This is a genomic window from Westiellopsis prolifica IICB1 (assembly GCF_004323185.1).
Lineage (GTDB): Bacteria > Cyanobacteriota > Cyanobacteriia > Cyanobacteriales > Nostocaceae > Pelatocladus > Pelatocladus prolificus_A.
The window spans coordinates 1,419,742-1,437,895 of record NZ_NAPS01000002.1; the positions used below are offsets into that span (position 1 = coordinate 1,419,742).

Genomic DNA, 18,154 nt, shown 5'->3' on the forward strand with positions numbered 1-18,154 from the left:
AATGGGAATGAGATATGAAAAAATTAATAAAGCCATTGGCGGAATGTGGATAGGAATAGTTAAAGGGGAAATTATTTAACAAGTTTCTTACCACAATCCCCAATCCCCTTTCCCCTTTCCCCGATCCCCCTTATGATTAAATATTTGCTTTCGGTAGAGTAAAGTAAATTTTTGCTCCTTGATTGATGACTCCTTCTGCCCAGACTTTGCCATGATGTCTGTGAATAATCCGCTGGATGTTAGCAAGTCCTATTCCTGTTCCTTCAAATTGTGTTTCGTTGTGAAGACGTTGAAATATACCGAATAAGCGATTCACATATCGCATATCAAATCCCACACCATTATCTTGGATGAAAAAAATAGTTTCTTGCTCATTCTCAATACAGCCAATTGTGATGACTGGTTGGTGACACGGTTGAGTGAACTTAACAGCATTTTCAATCAAGTTTTGCCATACTAGGCGTAACAGAGAGCGATCGCCCCACACATGAGGTAGTTGTTGTAAATACCAAATTATCTGTCTATCAGGAAAAAGCATTTCTGTCTGTTGTTTTGCTTCCCAAACCAGACGGTTCATATCAACGATAGAGTAGTGCATTTCTGCACGTCCGGTGCGGGAGTAAGTCAGCAAATCATCTACTAGTTCCCCTGCTCGGTGAGTTAATTCTAAAATTGCTTGCAGATAGTGCAGGCTTGTTTCATCACTGGTTGTGGTTTCTAAGTGTTCTTTCAATAAATGGACAAATCCATCGATTTGGCGAATAGGCGATCGCAAATCATGGGATACTGAATAAGCAAAAGCTTCCAGTTCACTGTTAATGGCTTCTAGTTCGGCTGTGCGTTCTTGAACTCGACGTTCTAAAGTTTGGTTAAACTGAAGAATTTCTGCTTCTGATTGCTTACGCTGTGTGATATCTTCCACTAAGCCATCTATAAAGGTTTCGCCATCTAACTGATTTAGGGTTTCGTTGAAAAGCACCCAGATTTTTTTCCCGTCGCGACGCTGTAAATGTATCTCCCGTTCCCACTCTTTCCCAAATTGACGCTCGTTAGTCATAAAAGAGTAGAGTTGTTGTTCACAAATAAATGATTGCACCTCCTCTAAGGATGGCAAACCTAAAATATTTAAAAAAGCCGTATTTACATCTAAAATTTTCGCTTTAGGTGTAGCACGAAATACACCTATTCTTAATTGATTCAATAATGACTGTAAGCGTAGTTCGAGCTGGGCTGCTTTACGACTAGTTTGAGATTGTTGCCATACTGAACGTATAGCTTGGGTAAGGCGAGTAAAATGTTTTGTGGATTTGATTACGTAGTCATCTAATCCCGCTTTCATGGCCTCAACTGCAATTTCCTGGGAACCTGTGTTGGTAAACATAATTACAGGACAATTGCGATCGCGAGATTTGACAGCACGCAAAACTTCTAAGCCCGTCGTCCAATTGAGTTGATAATCAGTAATGACTAAATCAAATTTATCTGCTGCTAATGCTTGATTTAATGCACTGATATCAATTATTTCTATGACTCGGACTTGAGAAAACTCTCGACTTAATTCTCTGATCACCAGCAGGCGATCGTCTGGGTTATCATCTACCAGCAAAATGCTTTGAATTGAATTATTCTGAGTACTCATCGCTGGTTTTTGCCCGTTACTGGGATAGGGAGATGGAGAGATGGGGAGATGAGAAATATTAAGAATATTTCTTCTGCCTTCTATCTTCTGCCTTTTGCCTTCTAGTATTACGTCAAGTAAACAGAAGGATACTGATTAAATTTTAGCCAGTAGGAGTTTAATGCTTGCATCATCTCTTGTAAAGCATTAAATGCAACAGGTTTAATCAGATAGGAGTTTACCCCCATATCATAAGCACGGTCAACATCAATATTTTCCCGCGAAGATGTGAGAACTACAACCGGAATTCGTTTTAATAATGGCTGTTGCTTGAGCCATTCTAGAACTTCCAAACCAGAACGACGTGGTAGTTTTAAATCTAGTAATATTAACGCTGGTAATGGATATTTTTCTCTTTCTTCGTAGCAGTCTTGACCTCCAAGGTACATTACTGCTTCATCTCCATCTTTGACAACATAAATGGGATGGTGCAAATTTGCCCGACGAAATGCCCTCTCTATTAGGAAAATATCATTAGGGTCGTCTTCTACCAGCAAGATGCTACATTCATTGTGACTGATCATTACAAGCTGGCTCCTTGACATTTTTCATTTCTAGACGCCAGTAGAGAAATAGTTAGTAGAAGAATCGCTTGTGCTAAACAGGGGTTTCATTATAAATATTTATTAATAAAAGTGTTTTCAGCTCAAAAAGTAGTCACAAAAATAATTTTATAGCATGACATAATTCTATCTGAAGCTCTGTACGGTAGCGTACATAAGCCCCATATTTTCTCAAAAAAGACATGTAGATGTTTGTAAAAAAGCGGGTATAGTTTACTTTTGTTCTTCGTTAAGCAACCGCTCGAATTCTTTTTTAATAAAACCGTAACACTCACAAGCAGTTGCCTCCAAAGCTAGGCGATTGAGAATTGTAATCCGACCTCGACTGTAACGGATAATACCTGCTTGTTGTAGCAAACCAGCTGCTACAGTTACACCAGAGCGTCGCGTACCAAGTAACTCAGCAATAAACTCTTGAGTAATTTGTATAGTATCAGAAGCCGTATGATCTTGGGCAGTAAGCAGCCAACGAGCAAGTCGTGCTTCTAGTGAATGATGACGATTGCAGGCAGCAGTTTGACTAATTTGAGTAAGTAAGGCTTGGGTATAAAGTAGCAATCGCCTTTGCAGAACTCCACCACGAATAAATTCCCGTTTGAGGATTTTGGTATCTATTCTCATTGCAGTACCAGCAACTTGCACAATCGTGCGAGTTGTTGTTAAATCGCCTCCTAAAAATGCAGGATAGCCTACAACTCCATTGCTACCGACCATACCAACTTCTGTTGTCGAACCATCCTCAAGAACAGCAATTAAAGACACCATTGCTCGATTCGGGAAATAGACATACTTAATCTTTTCCCCCGCTTCATAGAGAACTTGACCGAGGGAAAGTCGCACCTCTTCTAGATGGGGAGCAAGGCGCTGGAACTCCAAATCTGGTAAAGCCAGCAGTAGCTGATTAACTAGCACGGCATCGCTTCCATCACTTCTAAATCAAGCATCTTAAATTGACATGGCTGGAGTAACCCTGTCTGTACGGTAGCGTACATAAGCAATAGACTTCTTGAATAAGTGAAGTAAAGCCTAAAAAGCAGGATTTTTCTTTTCCTTTCTAACCCATTATTTTTTTTCGTCTATTGCAAAGGCTAATTGGCAAAAGTATTAAGTATTAAGCAAACGGGCAAACTCATTTGTGACTATGCCATAACATTCGCAAGCAGTTGCTTCTAGTGCAGCTCGGTTCAGAATTATAATTTTTCCACGACTGTAGCGGATCATGCCTTCTTGTTGCAAATTACCTGCTGCAACTGTTACTGTAGCACGACGAGTTCCCAACAAATCAGCAATATACTGCTGAGTTAAAAATATCTCATCACGACCAAGACAGTCCTGAACGCACAACAGCCAGCGAGCAAGTTGCTGTTCTGTGGAATGGTGAAATTTGCAAACCGCATTTTGTCCAATCTGGGTTAAGAGTGCTTGGGTATATAGCAGTAGTTTTTTTTGTAATACTCCCCCCTGCTCAAATTGATGCAGAAGGATTTCAGCATTCATTTTCAAAGCACCATCTGCTATTTGGACAAGCGCACGGCTATTAGTAAATTTGCCGCCTAAAAATGCCGGAATGCCAATCATACCCTCATTTCCCACCATGGCAAATTCGGTGGTTGAGTTATCCTTGAGAACGGAAACTAAAGACACCATCGAGCGGATGGGAAAGTAGACTTGTCGAATCACTTCCCCACGGTCATAGAGAATTTGCCCTTGAGAGAGCCTTGTATATTCTAGATGGGGAGCCAGGTGCCGATACTCCTCATCCGGTAAAGATGCCAAGAGTTGATTAATCGACCTGGGATCACTATCGGATGGAGACATGCTGTTGTCTGTTGGCAGAACAGTCAGGACGTTACATAACTGCTAGAGAATGAGAAAAACATACTCTGAGAGCTAGTGACGACGTGAGAAGTTGTCATAGATTAATAAAAATTTGCAAACGACTTCTTCTCCCTACTGGAAGATTCGTACGTTAGCGTACAGATTATAAAGGAAGAAGATAGAAGATGGGCGGATTGAGAGATGGAGACAAACGAATTAAAAAATTAAAAATTGAAAATCACAACGATTAACTAGCTAGCAATTATCTGCTAATAGCAACTCAATCCAAAATTGGCTCCCCTGTCCTAATTGCGATTCAACTCCTACACTACCTCCCATACGCTCAATCCCCCGTTTGATAATCGCCAAACCGATACCAGTACCCGGATAAGATTCGATACCATGCAAGCGCTCAAAGGTTCTAAAGATTCGTTGTTGATGTTCTCTAGCAATGCCAATTCCGTTATCTTCTACCCATAGACGCACCCATTTTTTTGAGGCAGAGGTTTCCAAAGATACAGAAGTCTCAAGAATGTGAGAAATATTTACTCCCCCTTGTCCCCCTTGTCCCCCCTGTCCCCGTGCGAGTAAATTATTCAAAACCATCAGTGTACCCAAAACCGGGTTGCGTAAATCGTGGGAGACTGCATGGACAAATACTCGTAATGCTTCTTCTGTACGTTTGCGATCGCTAATATCTAAAATACAGAAGTCTCAAGAATGTGAGAAATATTTACTCCCCCTTGTCCCCCTTGTCCCCCCTGTCCCCCCACTCCCCCCACTCTCTCCTCCGCCCATATCCGTACTTGGGGTTTAACATCAGTAGTCACAAACTTAAGAGCATTACCAATCAAATTAATCAACACCTGTACTAAGATGCTGCGATGTGCTTTCACAATCGGTAAAGGTGACTCGATGGTTATGTGTGCTTGGGTAATTTGTATATCTGAGTGTAATTCATTGATGGCGTCAGCGATCGCACTGTCCAAACTGAGTCGTTGTAGCCAAATTTCGCCGCGTCCTAGACGACTGTAAGCAAGCAAATCTAAAATCAAAGTGTCCATCCGTGCAGCTGCGGTAATAATGCGCTGGGTATATTCTTGTCCTGTTGCATCTAAATCACAGTTGTAGTCTTCTTGTAAAGCTTGGGCTAGTCCTTGCATGGCACGCAATGGGGCGCGTAAATCATGGGAAACGGTGTAGGTAAAGGCTTCCAATTCCTGATTGACTTCTTGTAGTTGTATGGTGCGTTCTTTGACTTTTTGTTCTAAGTTTTCGTTAAGTTGCTTTATTTGTGCTTCAGCTCGCTTGCGATCGCTAATATCAATAACTAGCCCACAATATCCTCTGACTTGGCCATTTTTGGCAATATCGGGAACTAGAATAGCTTGGATATAACGCCTTCCTCCTTCTCGATAGGGAAGTTCCGCTTCATACTCAACTAAATTACCTGCTAGTGCTTGTTCTAGTTTGTCTTTGATGATTTCGTACGCTGCTTCTCCCAAAACTTCTGCTATGTGTTTGTCGTAGATTTCCTCTGGAGATAAGCCAAACCAATCTTTGTAGGTTTTGTTAATAAACTGATAGTGTTGCTGGGTATCAATATAAGAGATGCAGACGGGCAAAGAGTTGGCAATTAAGTGTAACAATTCTTGATGTTGACGACCTTTGTCTTCACTTAAGAGCAATTTTTGGGCAATCTCTTGAGTATTTCGCCGAGCAGTCTTTAGGGAGTTGATTAGTACAACAATAAATAATCCCTCCACCAAAAATATAAGTAGTTGAAGATTTGTCCAAAAGTTAGTGCTGAAGAAGGATTTAGCTGGAGCTAAGAAAAAATAACTAGTCACCACACCAGACAAAAAAACTGCCAATATACCAGGGCCAATTCCTCCATAGCGACTAGTCGCCATTATGGCACCAAAAAATAGTAAAAATGGCGTTTCGTATCTTTGATCAGACCAATAATTTAGCAGTAGTTTACCCAGTAACGCGATCGCTACAGTTAAAATTGCGATACTGTAACGCCAAATAATCCGGCGTCTTTCTCTGAACATATCTTTTTTTGCCCAGGCTTACAAACCATTTCGGGAAACAGGATAGAAAAATGCGCTCTGTGGGTTAAGATGTGACTTTACCCATAAATTTGCCGTCAACAACACTATAACCCTCACGCGGTCGGGCAGTCCGTGTATGCTTGCTGAGGGAGTGTCAATCCAAAAACTGTTTGTGTAGATTGTTAAAATCAAACCAACAACCCAGATCCACACCTATCCCAAACAACTACAAACTTAGGAGGTAACGAGCAATGATTGTGGCAAAAAATAATACCCCACACTTTACCCCTGAAGAATACTTTGCTTGGGAAGAACAGCAACTAGAAAAACATGAATATATCAACGGCGAAGTCTATGGGATGGGCGGCGGTAGTGTAAATCATAGTCGCATAGCAGTACGCTTTACTACCCTGATTGATCAGCATTTAGAAGGTAGCAACTGTATTACTGGTAACTCTGACCTGCGAATTAACATTGTTGGCACAAATAACTACACATATCCAGATGTCAGCGTCACCTGCGATGATCGCGATCAAACCACCACCCAGTATATTACCTACCCCTGCTTAATCGTCGAAGTCCTCTCCGCCAGTACCGAAGCCTACGACAGAGGCGGCAAATTCCGAATGTATCGCAACAATCCAGCCTTAATAGATTATCTGCTAGTCAGTTCCACCAGCATCGAAATCGACCTGTATCACAAAAACGACGCAGGCGACTGGTTGATTATTAACTACAAAGCAGGCGACACAATCGAACTCAAAAGCATTAACCTTAATTTCCCCCTTGAACAAGTCTATCGCAGTTTAATCCTTGAACCAGAGAATGGGGAGCAAAACAAAAGCATTACCCATTAACCATTACCTTTGCCGTCGCGGCAAAGTTATGGGTCAAGTCACAATATGTGGTACTTTACTATGTATGTTTTTAATGGGTAGTACTGGACTCGAACCAGTGACATCCTGCTTGTAAGGCAGGCGCTCTACCAACTGAGCTAACCACCCGTTTTTGCTCACAAGAATTAATGTTAGCACACTAATTTGAAAAACGCGATAGTATTTTTGAGAAAATTTTTGCTTGCTTAATCCAAAATTCCTATGCCCTCTGGTCAAACGCACGATCGCATTACTTTGTGGGCTTTGCCGTTCGTTGCTGGAGCCACTTTTGTCCAAACCAAGAGTGGTAACCTGACTTTATTGGTGGCAGGTGGATTTATGTTTGGGGGGCTGATGTTTGGTCCTGACTTGGATATATATTCACGCCAATATCAACGTTGGGGTTGGTTACGTTGGATTTGGATTCCTTATCAAAAAAGCCTGCGCCATCGGTCATTTTTATCACACGGGCCAATTATCGGTACAACGCTGCGAGTAATTTATTTGAGTGGCGTCGTGGGAATATTAGTAATTTTGGGTACAGTATTTGCCCAAATGGTTGGTAATGGGGACTGGAGTAGGCAAATTTTGAGTGAAATTGTGGGGCGATCGCTCTCGAATTACAGTTTGGAATTGCTCGCACTATTCTTAGGGCTGGAATTGGGTGCGATGAGTCATTCGCTTAGTGATTGGGGCGGATCTGCATACAAGCGTGTGCAGAAGCAAGGTCTTCAAGGTTTACTGCCCCGTGCGAAAATGAAGAAACGTAAAGCGACAACTCGTGGTAGTCGTCGCACAAAAAGTATGGGAAGTAAGGGAAGTAAGGGAACTAGGGGAAAAAGTAGTAAATGAAAAACTCTGAAACTTTGGCAGCGTTACAAGAATTAATAGATGTAGTGGCAAAGTTGCGATCGCCTGATGGTGGTTGTCCCTGGGATTTAGCACAAACTCCCGAAACGTTGACACCGTATGTCATTGAAGAAGCTTATGAAGTGGTAGATGCGATCAACAGTGGAGACCAACAAGCGATCGCAGAAGAATTAGGTGATTTACTTTTACAAGTTGTGTTGCAATCACAAATAGCCAAAGAATATGAACAATTTTCTTTACGAGAAGTCGCCCAAGGTATTTCCCAAAAACTAATTCGGCGTCATCCTCATGTTTTTGGAGATGTGTCGGTGCAAAATGTGGATGAAGTGCGGCAAAATTGGGAACAAATTAAAGCAGCAGAAAAAGGTGAACCATCTCCAGAAAATCAAAAACTGAGTACAAAACTCAGTAGTTACGCCCGTAAACTTCCCCCATTAATGGCGACAATGAAAATTTCTCAAAAAGCTGCCGCCCTTGGGTTTGAGTGGGAAAATATTGATGGAGTTTGGGATAAGTTTCATGAAGAATTGCAAGAGTTTCACGAAGCTTTAGCCCACGAAACACAACAACGACAACAAGCTGAATTAGGAGATTTATTATTTTCTATTCTCCAGCTAGCCCGTTGGTATAACCTTGATCCAACCGAAGCTTTACAAGGAACTAATCAGCGTTTTATTCAGCGCTTTCAAAAAATAGAAGTCTTTGCTGATCGCCCTCTTTCTGATTATTCTTTAGAAGAGTTAGAAGCTCTTTGGCAAAAAGCAAAAGCCCAACTTCAAGGGGAAGGAGGACATATCAATTAAAAATTCAAAATACCTTCGGAAGCCGCTCCGCGTCTACAAAATTCAAAGTTCAAGAACTTCTTGACCAGTGACAATTGTACAGACGCGATTCATCGCGTCTCTAGACCAATGACCAATGCACTAAAAACAGTTTATGAATCGTCGTGAATTTCTTGCTTGGGTAAGTGTGGGGAGTTTAGCTAGTTCTCTACCTGTAGTTATTGCAGCTTGTTCTTCTCAAACAAACTCTCCATCGACTACCACTCCTCCCCGTACTGATGGTTTTCAAGTAGCTGGCACCATAACAGATTTGGACAAAAACGGTCAACTTTTTAACGAGGAAACAGCTGCTGGCAAGGTGTTAGTAGTTAAAGATACTGGTAATCCTAGCAAGTTAGTTGCCGTCAATCCTACTTGTACACATAAAGGTTGTATTGTGGGATGGAATAAAGACCAAAACGCTTTTGTCTGTCCCTGTCATGGTTCTAAATATGCCAGTGATGGTAAAGTGATCAATGGTCCAGCGAACCAACCTCTTTCTACGTATACAGCTAAGGTGGAAGGTAATGAAGTTTTGGTGAAAGGAAGTTAGTAGTTAAGGCTAAAGGGTAAGTGCTGAAGGGTTTTTCTTTTCCATTTTTCTTACCCTTTTTTTCCTTAACCCACAAATATTAAAATGCACCCAATGATCAATAGATAACGCTCTTTGATACAACCGATGATTTTAGACACTCTTTGGTTAAAACATCTGAGTTCAGCCAAGAGTAATTTTTGACTTACTTGATGTAGATGCTGTGTAACTGTTCTTAGGATTTTGTTTTTTAAGATACAATACATTGATTATCAAGCAATTAGCCGGTTTTGGTTGAGCAAAAAATCACAGAATCTTAGTGATATTATTCATTGATTTTTTGATAAGTTTAAGGTATTAGTAATTAGAATTTGCGCCTTTTCCCCTTTCCTCAGTTGATAGGATTGGAAAACGGCATAGATTTAGGTTGTTGTGTAGCATGAATATTTATGATGATTGTTCATCAAACCTAGTTGCAATAGCTAAAAGAACACGTATAGCGGCACTCAAGTTGTCAGTTTTATCAACTGAAGCAAAAAATCAAGCGATCGCAGCGATCGCTCAAGCTTTAGAATTAGCAAAAGATGAAATTTTGCAAGCGAATGTTGCTGATTGTCAAGCAGCAGCAGCGGAAGGTATTGCTAAACCACTTTATAAACGCTTGCAATTAGATGAGTATAAATTAAAAGATGCGATCGCAGGAGTCATAGATGTTGGCAAACTTGCTGATCCTGTGGGTGCAGTACAGATAAATCGTGAACTTGATACAGGTTTAATTCTCAAGCGAATCACTTGTCCTTTGGGTGTTTTGGGTGTGATTTTTGAAGCCCGTCCAGAAGCGGCTATTCAAATTGTGGCTTTGGCGATCAAGTCGGGTAATGGTGTAATTCTTAAAGGTGGTAAAGAAGCTATTCGTTCTTGTGAAGCCATAGTCAAAGCAATTAAGCAGGGATTATCAGCAACTGCTGTTAATCCTGATGTGGTGCAGTTGTTGACAACCAGAGAAGAAACTTTAGAACTTTTAAAATTAGATAAATATGTAGACTTAATTATTCCTAGAGGTTCAAATGCTTTTGTGCGCTTTGTCCAGGAAAATACCCGTATACCCGTACTAGGACACGCTGACGGTATCTGTCATCTCTATATAGATCAAGCTGCTGATTTTGAAAAAGCAATCACCATCACTGTGGATGCAAAAACACATTATCCGGCTGCATGTAATGCGATTGAAACCTTGCTAATTCATGCTGAAATTGCTCAGGATATTCTTCCAAAGATTGCTGAGGCTTTGCAAACACAAAATGTCGAATTAAGAGGCGATGAACGCAGTCGCGAAATTTTACCAAGCTTGACATCAGTCACACAAACAGACTGGGAAACTGAATACAGCGATTTAATTTTGGCAATTAAAATTATAGATTCTTTAGAAGAAGCGATCGCTCATATTAATGATTATGGTTCCAAGCATACCGATGCGATCGTTACTGAAGATCTAGAAGCGGCTAACACTTTTTTGGCGCTGGTAAATGCAGCAGGAGTTTATCACAATTGTTCTACTCGCTTTGCAGATGGTTTCCGCTACGGTTTTGGTGCAGAAGTGGGAATCAGTACCCAACAAATGCAACCGCGCGGTCCTGTTGGTTTAGAGGGATTAGTTACATACAAGTACCAACTAACAGGTGATGGTCATATTGCCGCTACTTATACAGGTGCTAATGCCAAATCCTTTACTCACAAGGACATAACATAATTAAAAAGCCTATGTAAGTTGGGTAACCATTCCCTGACCTAAAGGTGCAGGGCTTTGTCCCCCTCCTCACACTTGTTATTGTATTTGTTGCTATTTATACAATAAAATTATGTGAATACTGTACAAATAAATAATAATATACCTTAGGTCAACTGAAAAATTAATGGCTTTTTTCCAAAAAATTGAAGCAAACTTCATTATTTCCGTACTTTTTATACATATTATTAAAATAATGGTTCTAATAGAATAAATTCATCCATCCTGACAAAACTAAGAGTAGCAGGTTGGGCTGAACCCACATAGTCAACTATTTGACAATGCGTGAATTCTACAATATCTGTCAAGTTTAAGGAGTAAAAAGCAAAGCGCCCAATATTATCTGTTGTTTAACAACTAATAAAACACTATCCAAGTCTTGACCTGACTAGCCAATAAACTTCAAAATAGTACTGAGCCTAAATATTTGTAAGTACGAGTCTTTCTGAAATAAACCTGTTTGTGGGGAGATTCTAGGCTCAGGCTAATTAACCCGTTAGGGAAAAAACGCTGTAAAATTCACCAAATTCTACTAACCAATGATTGTTTACACAGTTATTCCAGACTTTACTGAACCTCATGCCCGTAAATGTAGTCTTTACCCTTTTGCAAGTAATTTTGCTAGTAATAAAGCTATTTAGGGAAAAAATGCGCTGACAAATTGCAGTTATTTTGAGCAACTAGCGCATGTGCTTGATAAAATATCATCTTGTTAGCAAGCAAAATCACCGGTTCATTCAAATATTGGTCAGTTTAAGGATGGTATTTGACTATATTCAAAATCACATGATGAGCTTTCAAATAAGAATGAGATCTGAACACCATTCGCGAGGGAAAAACTCAGGAAGTGACAAAAAGGCATTTTAGACTTTCAGTCCACTTCGTTGACCAAACACCTGAATTTTCCTCATAACCAGATTTAATGAATACAACTTTTTGTACTTTCCATAAGTTTGTGGTACACAACTAAATTTCAACTATGAACAAAAAATGGGCTGTTAAGCGGATTACTGTAAATCTGGCATCTAACGAAGCCAGTAAGCTTGAAAAATACTGTGATCAGACAGGTAGAGCAGCAACGGATGTGATTAGGGAACTCATTCGAGCTTTACCAATGACTAGACCTGAGCAGAATTAAAACCAGGTTTATTCTTGCTCTTGATAGAGATGATGATTTTTGCAAACTAGTTTTCGCCTTAGGCTGGATATTCAGTCTATTGCAAGCGTACTAGCTAGTAATTAATAGGTTAGAGATTCCTTAGTCAGTTAATAGACTAAGGATACTCTACAATTTTACTCCACACTTATTAGTTGTATGTTTCCCAGATAACATTTCAGGAAATATTTTGCTATTTTACTAAAATTTTCTGAACTTAGATTACCGAAGTCGTATACAGTAGCGAGAATTCTTGCAAAGACTGGAGTTTTACTTATCGGTCTGGAAAGCTAGGTTGCAGGCAACTCTTTAATGAGTTCCAGAATTATATCGGTTGCTGCTTTTCCCGTCCAGTCACAATGCTGTTCAAGTTTTCTAACTTCATCTGGTGTCAGTTCAAGAGTTATTTGTTTCACTGATGGTTTGTTAATGGGTGTTGCAAACATTGGCAATACGTTTGTAGAGCTTTCTTTCATTGTTTTTATACATCATTATCCAAGATGACTTAGTATTGCCAATCTCTAACTATGTTTACCAGTGAAAATCTAGTTTTTGACATTTAACTTAAGATTTTTAATATTCTTTAATATTCTATATTAAGAGTTTTGACATACTCATCAGGAGCAAATGCCAAAGCAATTGTTGACGCTTCATCGAGTCGTGCTACTGAGGAAGTCGTTTTGGAAACCTTGTGTTAGGTATATTAAGACACAGTGTGCAGTATGTTTACCAGTAATTTTTACATTAGATTTTCTAATTTTGTCAAGTAGTTAAAGTTATATAAGATCCCACAGGCGTACTTATTTTGAATAAACGCGATTTACGTAAGTTGGCTGAATGAAGCAAGAATCCCACGTGCTAAAGCAAGCGTGGGAGTGTTAATAAAACACTATTGCTCAATTTATGTGGCGGTTTAAATTCAAAGGGCGACCAAATGGCTAAAGTGGTTGCTGTATAAGAACCATAGCCGTTGAATAGCGACAGCTAACTAGTCTAAAATATCCAGTCTGGTCTTTTCATAGAAATATTTGGATTATAAGCTGCTTAGATGAAGTTATTATTATGATAATATTTCTGCACTGTAAAAATTTTAGCGTGACTAGATTATGTGCATTTAGGATCTCTAGTATGGACGCTAAATCAATAGTAAGGATATGAACATTAATACGGCTAGACAGTTCAGTTCTTCGGAAAATATATCTCAAAGTCAGTCATCTGCACCTTTATCAGTAGCAGAGGCTGTAGTTAAGATCTTGGAAAAGCTAGGAGTAATCTATGCATTTGGTGTCTCTGGAGGTGCGATCGCACCTGTGTGGGGTGCATTGCATAATAGTTCCTTACAAGTACTCCATTTTCGGCATGAAGCAGGAGCAGCGTTTGCAGCGACAGAAGCGTATTTTGCTAGCGATCGCCCAGTAGTGATATTCACTACCACAGGCCCAGGAATCACCAATGCTTTGACAGGACTATTAGCTGCCCGTTGGGAAGGTGCTAAGGTCATTCTGGTGTCAGCTGCAACTCCATCACCCAGACGCGGACGCTGGGCTTTACAGGAAACCAGTAACTATACCATGCCTGTTACAGGTCTTTTTACTTCAGGGACAATATTTCATTATGCAACGACTCTTGAATCTAGTGATGAACTTCCAGAAGTTACACGAAGACTTGCCCTTGGCTGTGGAAGACCTGGAGGATTCGTAGCCCATCTGAGTATACCTACAAACATTCAGACAAGATCTGTGAGAGCATCGTTACCAAAAGCAGGTTTGTCTTACGGTTTGCCAACTGTAAGCAAGGAAACAATAGCAGAATGTGCGCGATTGCTGTCTGAAGGATCTTTTGCAATCTGGGTTGGCTTTGGTGCGCGAGATGCAGCAGCGGAGATTCGCCAACTGGCTGAAAGGACAGGAGCTGCTGTCATGTGTTCACCCCGTGGTAAGGGTATTTTTCCAGAAAATCATCCTCAGTTTGTAGGCGTTACAGGCTTTGGTGGACATGCATCAGTTCTAGCTTACATGCAAGAGCAACGTCCTTTGCGGACGCTCGTACTCGGAACACGCCTTGGTGAACTTACCTCTTTCTGGAATCCGGCGATGATCCCTACACGAGGATTTGTGCATGTTGACCTGAACGCAGAGGTTCCAGGAACAGCCTATCCATCAGCTGAGACGTTCACTATCCAGTCTGATGCTGGCATATTTCTCAGAGGACTGCTGAAATACTTTCCAGAAAATATAGGTTCTTCATTTGCGATCGCTTTACCCCATCCTAAACGTGATTTAATCGAACCACAGGCAAACGGTTTGGTGCGACCCCAGTTACTGATGGATGTGATTCAACGAGTAATTATCGACAGAACAGATGTACTGGTGATGGCAGAGTCTGCTAACTCGCTGGCTTGGGTAAATCCAATCCTACAATTTGCCAAACCAGCCCGCTTCCGTGTCAGTACTAGCTTTGCCTCTATGGGACATTTTGTTACAGGTGTTGTTGGTGCTGCTTTAGCACGTAAAGGCAAGGCAGTAGCCATTGTTGGTGATGGTGCGATGCTCATGAACAACGAAGTGAGTACGGCTGTAAAATATCAAATTCCTGCCATCTGGATTGTACTCAATGATGGGCGCTACAACATATGCGAACAAGGAATGACGTATTTAGGTTTTAAGGGCGTAGATGCAACAATTCCACAGGCAGATTTTGTCAAAATAGCCCAAGGAATGGGAGCTGATGGTATCAGGGTTGAAAGCGAATCTAAAGTTCAGGCAGCATTAGAGAGAGCAATGGCAGCTACTTGTCCATTTGTAGTTGATGTACTCATCGATCCCACCCAAGAACCACCATCTGAAGGTCGTTATCAAAGTCTGATTTCACAAGGCGCTACAAATTATTAAATTAATTATTTCACTTTGTTTAATAGGGCAGTTCAACTATGGTGTATTCTCCAGTAGGTATTAGTTCACTCGCTATCAGTTTGCCAAGCATTAAACGCACAAGAGATTATTATATAGAAAAATACCCAGACTTAGTTGCTCAATCTGAGGAAAAAAGTTTAGCAAAGTTGTTTTCTCTGACTGACTCTACTCCTAGTAATGAGTTTGATCTAGAGATGATGCCTTATTTGTCTGATCCCTTTCGTGGAACAGTTGAGCAGAGACTGCTGGGACCAGGGGAGTCTTCTCTGACACTCGAATATGATGCAGCAATAAAAGCTCTTGAAGCAGCCAAGCTTTCTGTTGACGACATAGATCTCATACTTGTTGCTTCAGTCTGGCCTGAACAAATTGGATTTGGCAACGCTGCCTTTCTTGCCCAGCAACTTGACTTTCAGGGTGCTGCTTGGAATCTAGATGCAGCCTGTGGAGTAACACCAGTTGCACTTCAAACTGCCTGTGCCTTGGTGCGAGGCGGAGAGTACAAAAAAGTGCTTGTGGTTGTCTCATGTACATACTCTCGCTTTTTCGATGAACGCGATACTATCTTCTGGTGTATTAGTGATGGCGCTGGGGCTTTTGTTGTCGATAGGCTCGAACAAAATCAGGGAGTTCTAGGTACAAAAACCATTAATACACAACTATTGTGTAACACTTTATTCTCTAAAATTTCAGAGGACGAACAGGGTCATCCACTAGTTCGTATGCAGATTGGAAAAGAAGCAAACAAGCTCTTCCGAGAAACGGCTGCGAATTTTCTTCGTACTTGTTGTGAGGGTGCCGCCAGTGCAGCTGGTGTATCTTTAGAGCAAATCGACTTTTTTCTTTTCAATACACCTACAGCTTGGTTTGCACGTTTTTGCACACGTGTACTTGGCATTGAACTAGAGCGGACAATTAATATTCATCCGCAATATGCAAATATTGGCTCGGTACTCTCGTTAGCCAATATGTACCATGCTGCACACTTGAGCAAAATTCGTGAAAACGATTTGGTTCTGCTCTATGGATTCGGTGCAGCAGGTGCTGCTTCTGCAAGTGTGATGCGTTGGGGAAATGTAGCTCTAGGTCCTGATCCTCTTAAGGTAACAGACTCAACAGTGAAAATTTCTGAAGGCAGTAAGTATGTATCTTGTTGATTAAATACTCTTGGTTTGTAGTAAGCACTTAAGTGCTTACTATGAATGAATAGGTATTTTTTATTTAGATAATCGGTATAATACCGAAAACATATCTAAGGTTCACTGTGCAAAGAAAATTTTTGGCAACCGGACTTTTACTCTTGTCTGTTGCTTTTCCACTCAAAGTTTTAGCAAAGAGTTATGACGAGATTTATGTGTTTGGCGATAGCTTTTCTGATACAGGCAATGTATTTAACGCCACAGGTGGAGCTATCCCGCCCAGTCCATATGTTGATGGGCGTTTTTCCAACGGTTCAGTTTGGGTGGAATATCTCGCCTCTGATTTAGGAATCAATTTTAATCCACAGACCAATTTTGCTTTTGGCGGTGCAACCACAGGCTTTGATAATATTGGCTTGGCAGGTTTACCAGGATTACAGCAACAAATTAATAGCTTTACAACAGCAAATGCGTCTGTTGATCCGAATGCTCTTTACATTGTCTGGGCTAGTACGAATGATTACATAAAGTATTTTTTTGGTGATGTTCCCGATCCTAACCAAACAGTCACAAATATATCAACTGCGGTAGAATCACTAATTGCTGTCGGCGCTAAAGATATTATGGTGGTTAACCAGCCCGATTTAGGAAAATTCCCGATTACAGGCGGGAATAATCAAACTTCTGATGCACTTAGCAATTTGATCAGTACACATAACTCCAACTTGACTGCAAGTATCTACTTATGGGATCAGCAACTAAATCCAGATATCAATATTATTGGTCTTGATGTTAATTCTTTATTTAATCGGATAATTGCAGATCCCCAGGAATTTGGTTTTACCAATGCAACTGACTCTTGCCTTCCGGGAGACTTATCAGTTGTACCGATAAATCCTCCGACACAGCCAGTTAACTGTACTCCAGATACCTTTGTGTTTTGGGATCAACTTCATCCAACGACGGCTACTCATAAGACAATTGGAGAATTAGCATTTTCAACACTTAAGAAAGAAAAAGTGCCTGTTCCTGAACCTTCTCCTGTGTTGGGGGTGTTAACGTTTGGTGCTTTAGCTGTAGTTGGGAAAAGGAAACGTAAAGAACAATCTGATGTAGTGCAAAAATAAGGAATCAAAAAGAAAGGATAAAACCTATGACAGGTCAATTTGATGGAAAAGTCGCGTTAGTTACTGGGGCTTCATCAGGAATTGGTCAAGCAACAGCGATCGCATTTGCACACGCTGGAGCGAAAGTCGTAGTTGCTAGTCGTCGAATTGTTGAAGGCGAGGAGACAGCGCGTAGCATACAAGAGGCAGGAGGAGAGGCGATTTTTGTCAAGACTGATGTGTCAAAGGCGTCCGAAGTTGAGACATTAGTTGACAAAACTTTGGAAGTCTATGGTCGTCTGGATTACGCTTGCAACAGCGCTGGTATTCCGGCAGCTGGTCCACTTACGGATGTGTCTGAAGAAGACTGGGATCAGGTGTTCAATGTCAATCTTAAAGGAACCTGGCTTTGCCTGAAGTATGAGATCAAGGCAATGCTTAAACAAGGTGGTGGTGCGATCGTCAACATAGGTTCTGTTGGAGGTGTTGTCGGTGTTGCTGGCTATGCAAGCTACTCTGCCACAAAGGGGGGAATCATAGCCTTAACCCGTTCCGCTGCAATGGAGTATGCCAAGTCCAGTATCCGAATCAATGTAGTTAGCCCTGGTGCCATCAAAACCAATATGCTAGCGACTATTCCCTCAGATATACTTGCTCATCTTCCAGAAGTGCATCCCATCGGGCGTATTGGCAAGCCAGAGGAGATCGCACAAGCAGTGGTGTGGTTATGTTCGGACGCAGCTTCCTTCGTCATTGGACACAACATGATGATCGATGGGGGATATACTGCTCAATAATGAGGTAGGTGATTTGAGAGACTGAGCCTCATCTTGTTTTCAAG

General features: G+C 41.0%; 16 protein-coding genes, 1 tRNA gene and 1 pseudogene. 10 read left to right on the forward strand and 8 right to left on the reverse strand.

The window, feature by feature from the left end; translation table 11 throughout:
• Positions 1-136 precede the first annotated feature (136 nt).
• From B4U84_RS20445 to B4U84_RS20475, 6 genes and pseudogenes are all read right to left on the reverse strand, one after another.
• Positions 137-1,639 carry a sensor histidine kinase gene (locus B4U84_RS20445; RefSeq protein WP_131120369.1) on the reverse strand — a complete coding sequence of 501 codons (1,503 nt, stop codon included), beginning with the start codon at positions 1,637-1,639 and terminating at the stop codon, positions 137-139.
• Between the two features lie 107 nt (positions 1,640-1,746).
• Entirely contained in the window at positions 1,747-2,202 is a 456-nt protein-coding gene (locus B4U84_RS20450) for a response regulator (protein ID WP_017311001.1), read from the reverse strand.
• A 252-nt stretch (positions 2,203-2,454) separates the two neighbouring features.
• Positions 2,455-3,153 (reverse strand): Crp/Fnr family transcriptional regulator, encoded by a 699-nt coding sequence (locus B4U84_RS20460; protein ID WP_017311002.1) that lies wholly within the window; start codon positions 3,151-3,153, stop codon positions 2,455-2,457.
• A gap of 192 nt (positions 3,154-3,345) precedes the next feature.
• Positions 3,346-4,059: a Crp/Fnr family transcriptional regulator gene (locus B4U84_RS20465; RefSeq protein WP_017311003.1), complete on the reverse strand. Its 714-nt coding sequence runs from the start codon at positions 4,057-4,059 to the stop codon at positions 3,346-3,348.
• A 255-nt stretch (positions 4,060-4,314) separates the two neighbouring features.
• Positions 4,315-4,764: pseudogene (locus B4U84_RS20470) on the reverse strand (ATP-binding protein); the annotation flags it as partial.
• A complete protein-coding gene (locus B4U84_RS20475) occupies positions 4,758-6,116 on the reverse strand; it encodes a DUF4118 domain-containing protein (RefSeq protein WP_242677672.1) in 1,359 nt (452 codons plus the stop codon). The gene B4U84_RS20475 and the pseudogene B4U84_RS20470, both read right to left, overlap by 7 nt.
• 251 nt (positions 6,117-6,367) lie before the next feature.
• Between B4U84_RS20475 and B4U84_RS20480 the strand changes: the two genes are divergently transcribed.
• Positions 6,368-6,973 carry a Uma2 family endonuclease gene (locus B4U84_RS20480; protein ID WP_131120373.1) on the forward strand — a complete coding sequence of 202 codons (606 nt, stop codon included), beginning with the start codon at positions 6,368-6,370 and terminating at the stop codon, positions 6,971-6,973.
• A 74-nt stretch (positions 6,974-7,047) separates the two neighbouring features.
• On the opposite strand, the gene B4U84_RS20485 is transcribed toward B4U84_RS20480, so the two are convergent.
• A tRNA-Val gene (locus B4U84_RS20485) sits at positions 7,048-7,120 on the reverse strand.
• 93 nt (positions 7,121-7,213) lie between these two features.
• On the opposite strand from B4U84_RS20485, the gene B4U84_RS20490 reads away from it, so the two are divergent.
• The 5 genes from B4U84_RS20490 to B4U84_RS20510 all read left to right on the forward strand — a co-directional run bounded on the left by B4U84_RS20490 (position 7,214) and on the right by B4U84_RS20510 (position 12,138).
• Positions 7,214-7,843: a metal-binding protein gene (locus B4U84_RS20490; RefSeq protein ID WP_131120375.1), complete on the forward strand. Its 630-nt coding sequence runs from the start codon at positions 7,214-7,216 to the stop codon at positions 7,841-7,843.
• Positions 7,840-8,664, forward strand: a complete 825-nt coding sequence (mazG, locus tag B4U84_RS20495) for a nucleoside triphosphate pyrophosphohydrolase (protein ID WP_017311007.1) — start codon at positions 7,840-7,842, stop codon at positions 8,662-8,664. The genes B4U84_RS20490 and mazG overlap by 4 nt, the downstream gene beginning before the upstream one ends.
• A gap of 133 nt (positions 8,665-8,797) precedes the next feature.
• Complete coding sequence (locus tag B4U84_RS20500; protein ID WP_131120377.1) at positions 8,798-9,235, forward strand: QcrA and Rieske domain-containing protein; 438 nt, start codon at positions 8,798-8,800, stop codon at positions 9,233-9,235.
• A gap of 418 nt (positions 9,236-9,653) precedes the next feature.
• Complete coding sequence (locus B4U84_RS20505) at positions 9,654-10,964, forward strand: glutamate-5-semialdehyde dehydrogenase (protein ID WP_131120379.1); 1,311 nt, start codon at positions 9,654-9,656, stop codon at positions 10,962-10,964.
• Between the two features lie 1,015 nt (positions 10,965-11,979).
• Positions 11,980-12,138 carry a ribbon-helix-helix domain-containing protein gene (locus B4U84_RS20510; protein WP_017311010.1) on the forward strand — a complete coding sequence of 53 codons (159 nt, stop codon included), beginning with the start codon at positions 11,980-11,982 and terminating at the stop codon, positions 12,136-12,138.
• Between the two features lie 308 nt (positions 12,139-12,446).
• On the opposite strand, the gene B4U84_RS20515 is transcribed toward B4U84_RS20510, so the two are convergent.
• Positions 12,447-12,632 carry a hypothetical protein gene (locus tag B4U84_RS20515; RefSeq protein WP_017311011.1) on the reverse strand — a complete coding sequence of 62 codons (186 nt, stop codon included), beginning with the start codon at positions 12,630-12,632 and terminating at the stop codon, positions 12,447-12,449.
• A gap of 678 nt (positions 12,633-13,310) precedes the next feature.
• Between B4U84_RS20515 and B4U84_RS20520 the strand changes: the two genes are divergently transcribed.
• The 4 genes from B4U84_RS20520 (at position 13,311) to B4U84_RS20535 (ending at position 18,110) form a co-directional block, all read left to right on the forward strand.
• The gene (locus tag B4U84_RS20520; protein ID WP_131120381.1) at positions 13,311-15,047 is read left to right on the forward strand and encodes a ScyA-related TPP-binding enzyme; all 1,737 of its coding nucleotides are present in this window, start codon (positions 13,311-13,313) and stop codon (positions 15,045-15,047) included.
• A gap of 38 nt (positions 15,048-15,085) precedes the next feature.
• The gene (locus tag B4U84_RS20525; protein ID WP_131120383.1) at positions 15,086-16,225 is read left to right on the forward strand and encodes a 3-oxoacyl-ACP synthase III family protein; all 1,140 of its coding nucleotides are present in this window, start codon (positions 15,086-15,088) and stop codon (positions 16,223-16,225) included.
• Between the two features lie 107 nt (positions 16,226-16,332).
• Positions 16,333-17,334, forward strand: a complete 1,002-nt coding sequence (locus B4U84_RS20530) for an SGNH/GDSL hydrolase family protein (protein ID WP_026081929.1) — start codon at positions 16,333-16,335, stop codon at positions 17,332-17,334.
• A gap of 26 nt (positions 17,335-17,360) precedes the next feature.
• Positions 17,361-18,110: an SDR family oxidoreductase gene (locus B4U84_RS20535; RefSeq protein ID WP_131120385.1), complete on the forward strand. Its 750-nt coding sequence runs from the start codon at positions 17,361-17,363 to the stop codon at positions 18,108-18,110.
• Positions 18,111-18,154: the final 44 nt, after the last annotated feature.

Coding starts and splice junctions, on each gene's coding strand:
- B4U84_RS20445 (WP_131120369.1), bottom strand. CDS start 1,639: ATGAGTACTCAGAATAATTCAATTCAAAGCATTTTGCTGGTAGATGAT.
- B4U84_RS20450 (WP_017311001.1), bottom strand. CDS start 2,202: ATGATCAGTCACAATGAATGTAGCATCTTGCTGGTAGAAGACGACCCT.
- B4U84_RS20465 (WP_017311003.1), bottom strand. CDS start 4,059: ATGTCTCCATCCGATAGTGATCCCAGGTCGATTAATCAACTCTTGGCA.
- B4U84_RS20475 (WP_242677672.1), bottom strand. CDS start 6,116: ATGTTCAGAGAAAGACGCCGGATTATTTGGCGTTACAGTATCGCAATT.
- B4U84_RS20480 (WP_131120373.1), top strand. CDS start 6,368: ATGATTGTGGCAAAAAATAATACCCCACACTTTACCCCTGAAGAATAC.
- B4U84_RS20490 (WP_131120375.1), top strand. CDS start 7,214: ATGCCCTCTGGTCAAACGCACGATCGCATTACTTTGTGGGCTTTGCCG.
- mazG (WP_017311007.1), top strand. CDS start 7,840: ATGAAAAACTCTGAAACTTTGGCAGCGTTACAAGAATTAATAGATGTA.
- B4U84_RS20500 (WP_131120377.1), top strand. CDS start 8,798: ATGAATCGTCGTGAATTTCTTGCTTGGGTAAGTGTGGGGAGTTTAGCT.
- B4U84_RS20505 (WP_131120379.1), top strand. CDS start 9,654: ATGAATATTTATGATGATTGTTCATCAAACCTAGTTGCAATAGCTAAA.
- B4U84_RS20510 (WP_017311010.1), top strand. CDS start 11,980: ATGAACAAAAAATGGGCTGTTAAGCGGATTACTGTAAATCTGGCATCT.
- B4U84_RS20515 (WP_017311011.1), bottom strand. CDS start 12,632: ATGAAAGAAAGCTCTACAAACGTATTGCCAATGTTTGCAACACCCATT.
- B4U84_RS20520 (WP_131120381.1), top strand. CDS start 13,311: ATGAACATTAATACGGCTAGACAGTTCAGTTCTTCGGAAAATATATCT.
- B4U84_RS20525 (WP_131120383.1), top strand. CDS start 15,086: ATGGTGTATTCTCCAGTAGGTATTAGTTCACTCGCTATCAGTTTGCCA.
- B4U84_RS20535 (WP_131120385.1), top strand. CDS start 17,361: ATGACAGGTCAATTTGATGGAAAAGTCGCGTTAGTTACTGGGGCTTCA.